The following is a 4,294-nucleotide window of genomic DNA, read 5'->3' as shown; positions in this document are numbered from 1 at the left end:
GGTCGCGCTGGACGCCCTGGGTCAGCACTGCTACCAGGGCGGCGTGCGCCTCGGAAACACCGGCATCGTGCTCAACAGCCGTCTGTTTACCCACCTGGTCCCGCTCGATGCGCTGACCCTGCAGGGTCCGACGCTTGCCCGCTGGGAGGGGCACGACTGGCGTATCTCCCGGGTGCCCCGGCGCAGCTGGGAGCACGAGGGACGACTGGTGGTGGATCGTGAGATGGACGGCGACGTCGAGCAACTGATCAGCGGAGAAGATGTCTCGCGGATCCGTGACCATGTCGACCGTCAGAACGCTGACCCCGGCGTTGCCGTCTTCCAGCAGGGCAGTGGCCGTGCAGGCAGCTACCGGGGGGCGCAAGGATCGATTCCACGAGGACCGATTCGGGGGCGGGATTCATGACCGAGGCGGCTGGGCGTCGAACTGCTCGCCGTTATGCCCGCGGCTCTCCGGTCCCATCAGCCACAGGTAGGTAGGCATGATCTCTTCGGGGGTGCGCAGGCTCTCAGGCAGCTCGCCCGGGTAGGCCTGCTTGCGCATCTGGGTGCGGGTGGCGCCGGGGTTCAGGCTGTTGACGCGCACGTTGCCCAGGTGCTCGAGCTCGTCGGCCAGCACCTCCATGAAGCCCTCGGTGGCGAACTTGGAGACCGCATAGGCCCCCCAGTAGGCACGCCCACGGCGCCCGACGCTGGAAGAGGTGAAGACGATCGAGGCATCGGCCGAGTACTTGAGTGCCGGCAGCAGCGCCTGAGTCATCCAGATCGGGCCGTTGAGGTTGACCTGCATCACCTGCTCCCAGAGCTCCGGGTTGTACTGCTCGAAGGGCGTGAGGCGCCCCAACAGGCCGGCATTGTGGAGCAGTCCGTCGAGGCGGCCAAACTCCCGGTCGATGGTCTCGGCCATGTCGTGGTAGTCCTTGAGGGTGGCGCCCTCGAAGTTGAGAGGGAAGATCGCCGGCTGAGGCCCGCCCGCGGCCTCGATCGCATCGTAGACCTTCTCCAGCTTGGCGATGGTGCGGCCCAGCAGGATGACCGTGGCACCATGGCGCGCAAAGGTCAGGGCCGCGGCCCTGCCGATCCCGTCGCCGGCGCCGGTGACCAGAATGTTGCGCCCCTGGAGAAGGTCGGCGGGCGCCTGGTAGTCGATCTTGCAGGTCGTCATGGATGCTCCTTGGTGGATCAGTTGCCGGACTGGCGCAGGAAGTCGTTGGCCAGCCCCGCCGCGGTGCTCTCCGGGTAGTCGTCGCGCACCCGCTCGAGCAGCTCGCGACTGGCCTGGGGATCGCCCTGGCGCGCCTTGAGCAGGCCCAGCTTGTAGAGCGAGTCCGGCACCTTGTTGCTCTGGGGGAAATCGTCGAGCACGGCGCGGAACTCACGTTCGGCGCCATCCAGGTTGCCCTCGGCGGTGTGCAGCTCACCCAGCCAGTAGTAGGCGTTGGCGGTCAGGCTGTTGTCGGGATGCTGAGCCACGAAGCGCTCGAAGGCGTCGATGGCTTCGCCGAACTCCCTGGCCTGGACCCGGGCGAACGCCTGCTGATAGGCCTGCTGCGCCTCGGGGCTGGCACCGCTGGGTGAAGGCGCCTGGGCCACCTGACGAGCGGTCTCTTCATCGACCTGGGCAGTGGCATCTCCCCCCACGCCGACTGGCGCCGAGACGAGGCGATCCTCGAGATCCAGGTACTGGTCGCGGGTCTGGCGACGCAGCTGCTCCAGCTGGTGACGCAACTCCTCGACCTGGCCGCGCAGCTGACGAATCTCCTCTTCGTGCTGCTGCACCTGATTGAAGATCACCAGCGTGCCGCCCGCGGCCTCGCGGGTTTCCGTCTGCTGGTAGAAGGAACGCGGCTGGGAGGTGAGGTCTTCGACCACCGGCTGCTGCGCGACTGCGGGAAGCCATACGGACAGCGGAAGCACCAGGGCTCCCGCGCCGCACAGTCCTTTCAGACCGTGTTTCATGCGTGTCTCCATCGACGCGGGTGACGACGACTCAGTAGGCGAAGACGACCCGGCGGTTCTGGGCGTAGGTTTCCTCGTTCTGGCCACGGGCGGCCGGACGCTCCTCGCCGTAGCTCACCACCTCGACCTGGGAGGGCGACACACCCTGCACGGAGAGAAAGCGCTCCACTGAACGGGCGCGACGCTCGCCCAGGGCCATGTTGTACTCGCGGGTGCCGCGCTCGTCGGTGTGACCCTGCAGGACGACCCGTGAGTTGCCATTCTCGCGCAGGTAGCGGGCGTGGGAGGCCAGTACCGGCTCGAACTCGCTACGGATACGGTCACTGTCGAATTCGAAGTAGATGGTGCGCTGCTGGGGGATGCGGCCATCGGCTTCCTGGCCCGCGGCACCGCTGCCAAAGCCGGTTCCACCTACCTGGCTGCCGGACACACCGCTGCCGGCCACCCCGTTGCCGGCGCCGCCGCGAGTTCCGTCCATGGACCCGTCCTGGGTCCCGCCACCGCTGGAACAACCTGCCACGAAGGCCAGGGACAGAGCGACCGCCAGGGTCCTGGCATAGGGCTTGAGACCGCGCTTGAGCTGCATTGTGTTACTCCTTGCTGAATCGAAGGGCATGAACATGATTGTGGTCAGTTGAGGAAGGGAGACCATGCGGGTTCCCGCACGTCACCCGATGCGGAAGGCAACCGGAACGACGCGCGACCATCGGCGGTCACTGCCCCCAATACCCCGTTATTACCCTGTTGGGTGGCGAAGATTACCATGGTCCCGTTGGGCGCAACACTGGGTGATTCATCGAACCGCGAGTCGCTGAGCACAACCAGCCGTCCGCTGTCCAGGTCCTGGCGGGCGACCTGAAAACCATTGCTGGAACGATGGATCAGGAAGATCGCTTCTCCGTCCGGAGAGAAGCGCCCGCGGGCATTGTAGTTGCCGGTGAAGGTGAGCCGCTGCTGCTCACCGCTGGCGAAGTCATGACGGTAGAGCTGCGGCCCGCCACTGCGGTCCGAGGTGAACAGCAGGCTGCGACCGTCCGGCGACCAGGCTGGCTCGGTATCGATACTGGAGCTGTTGGTGATCCGGTCGAAGCTGCGCGAGGCGATATCCATCACGTAGATCTCCGGCTGACCATCCTTGGAGAGCGACATGGCGAGGCGACGGCCGTCCGGCGACCAGGCCGGCGCTCCGTTGATGCCCTCGAAGGAGGTCGCGCGCACTCGCTGGCCGGAGTTCAGATCCTGGATGTAGATGGCCGGACGCTCGGTCTCGAAGGAGACGTAGGCCAGGCGGCGACCGTCCGGCGACCAGGCCGGCGACAGGATCGGCTCCCGGGAGCTCAGCACCTGCTGGCTGTTGCGGCCGTCGGCATCCGCCACGTAGAGGGTAAACTGCATGTTGTCGCCCACCCCCTGGGCCGCCACATAGGCAATGCGGGTCGCGAAGGCGCCGCGAATCCCGGTGATCGCCTCGAAGATCTGGTCGCTGATGTAGTGGGCGGCACCGCGCAGCTCATTCTGATCGGCGGTGACTACCTCGCCCAGCATGCGGCGCTCACCGCTCACGTCCATCAGCTCGTAGCGCAGGCGATAGCCGTTGCCCTCGCGGCTGGCGCGCCCCACCACCAGGTAGCGCACGTCGAGGCTGCGCCAGTTGCCGTAGCGCACCTCGTCGCTCTCGCTGGGACGGTCGAGCATCTGGCGGCGCGGCAGCGGGTCGAAGTATCCGCTGCGCTCCAGGTTGTCGTGAATCACCTGGGCGACGTCCTCGGGGAAGTCGTCGCCGCCGGCGAAGGGCACCACCGCGACCGGGGTGGCCCGATCGCTGCCACGGGTGATCTCGATGGTCAGGTTGGCCTGGGCCAGACCGCTGAACATCAGCAGCATGGCGATCAGACTGGAAGTGATCAGGGCTTTCATCAGCGAACGTCTCCCGGTGTGAAACGCAGATTGAATTGACGGTAGTCCCGTTGCAGGTTCGCTGGCAACTGTCGCAGTTCGGCGAACGGCGCCGCGGCCTCCACCGCCTGGATCGCCGAACGATCGAAGGCGCTGTCGCCGCTGCTGCGGGTGATCGAGGCGCCGAACAGCTCGCCGGAGGGACCCAGCCGCACCGCCACCTCGGCGGTGGCGCCGCCCAACACGTTCGGGGGTATCACCCAGGCCTGCTCCACTGCTCGGCGCACGAGGTTGATGAAGCTGTTGGCGGCCTCCTGGCCCTGGCGGGCATTGGCTGCGGCCTCACGCTCGCCCTCGATGGCCCGCTGCATGGCCGCCTCGGCTTCCTCGGCGGCACGCCGCGCGGCCTCCTCGGCCTCACGCTGGCGCTGGGCCTCCT

General features: G+C 67.0%; 6 protein-coding genes. 1 reads left to right on the top strand and 5 read right to left on the bottom strand.

Annotated features, from left to right (window positions below; genetic code table 11):
* Positions 1-406, top strand: a 406-nt coding sequence (locus IBX53_RS15020; protein ID WP_290910855.1) for a hypothetical protein, incomplete at its 5' end; no start/stop codon positions are given.
* Here IBX53_RS15020 and IBX53_RS15015 read toward each other — a convergent pair.
* The 5 genes from IBX53_RS15015 to tolA form a co-directional block, all read right to left on the bottom strand.
* Positions 401-1,165 carry a YciK family oxidoreductase gene (locus IBX53_RS15015; RefSeq protein WP_290910853.1) on the bottom strand — a complete coding sequence of 255 codons (765 nt, stop codon included), beginning with the start codon at positions 1,163-1,165 and terminating at the stop codon, positions 401-403. The genes IBX53_RS15020 and IBX53_RS15015 overlap by 6 nt on opposite strands.
* 17 nt (positions 1,166-1,182) lie before the next feature.
* Positions 1,183-1,959, bottom strand: a complete 777-nt coding sequence (gene ybgF / locus IBX53_RS15010; RefSeq protein ID WP_290910850.1) for a tol-pal system protein YbgF — start codon at positions 1,957-1,959, stop codon at positions 1,183-1,185.
* Positions 1,960-1,990: 31 nt separating this feature from the next.
* Positions 1,991-2,545: a peptidoglycan-associated lipoprotein Pal gene (pal, locus tag IBX53_RS15005; RefSeq protein ID WP_290910847.1), complete on the bottom strand. Its 555-nt coding sequence runs from the start codon at positions 2,543-2,545 to the stop codon at positions 1,991-1,993.
* A 44-nt stretch (positions 2,546-2,589) separates the two neighbouring features.
* Positions 2,590-3,876 (bottom strand): Tol-Pal system beta propeller repeat protein TolB, encoded by a 1,287-nt coding sequence (gene tolB / locus IBX53_RS15000; RefSeq protein ID WP_290910845.1) that lies wholly within the window; start codon positions 3,874-3,876, stop codon positions 2,590-2,592.
* On the bottom strand, positions 3,876-4,294 hold a 419-nt coding region (gene tolA / locus IBX53_RS14995), incomplete at its 5' end, for a cell envelope integrity protein TolA (protein ID WP_290910841.1). The genes tolA and tolB, both read right to left, overlap by 1 nt.

It is taken from the genome of Halomonas sp., from assembly GCF_014859505.1.
In the GTDB taxonomy this organism is placed as follows: domain Bacteria; phylum Pseudomonadota; class Gammaproteobacteria; order Pseudomonadales; family Halomonadaceae; genus Halomonas.
This window is presented reverse-complemented; position numbering and strand designations above follow the sequence as displayed.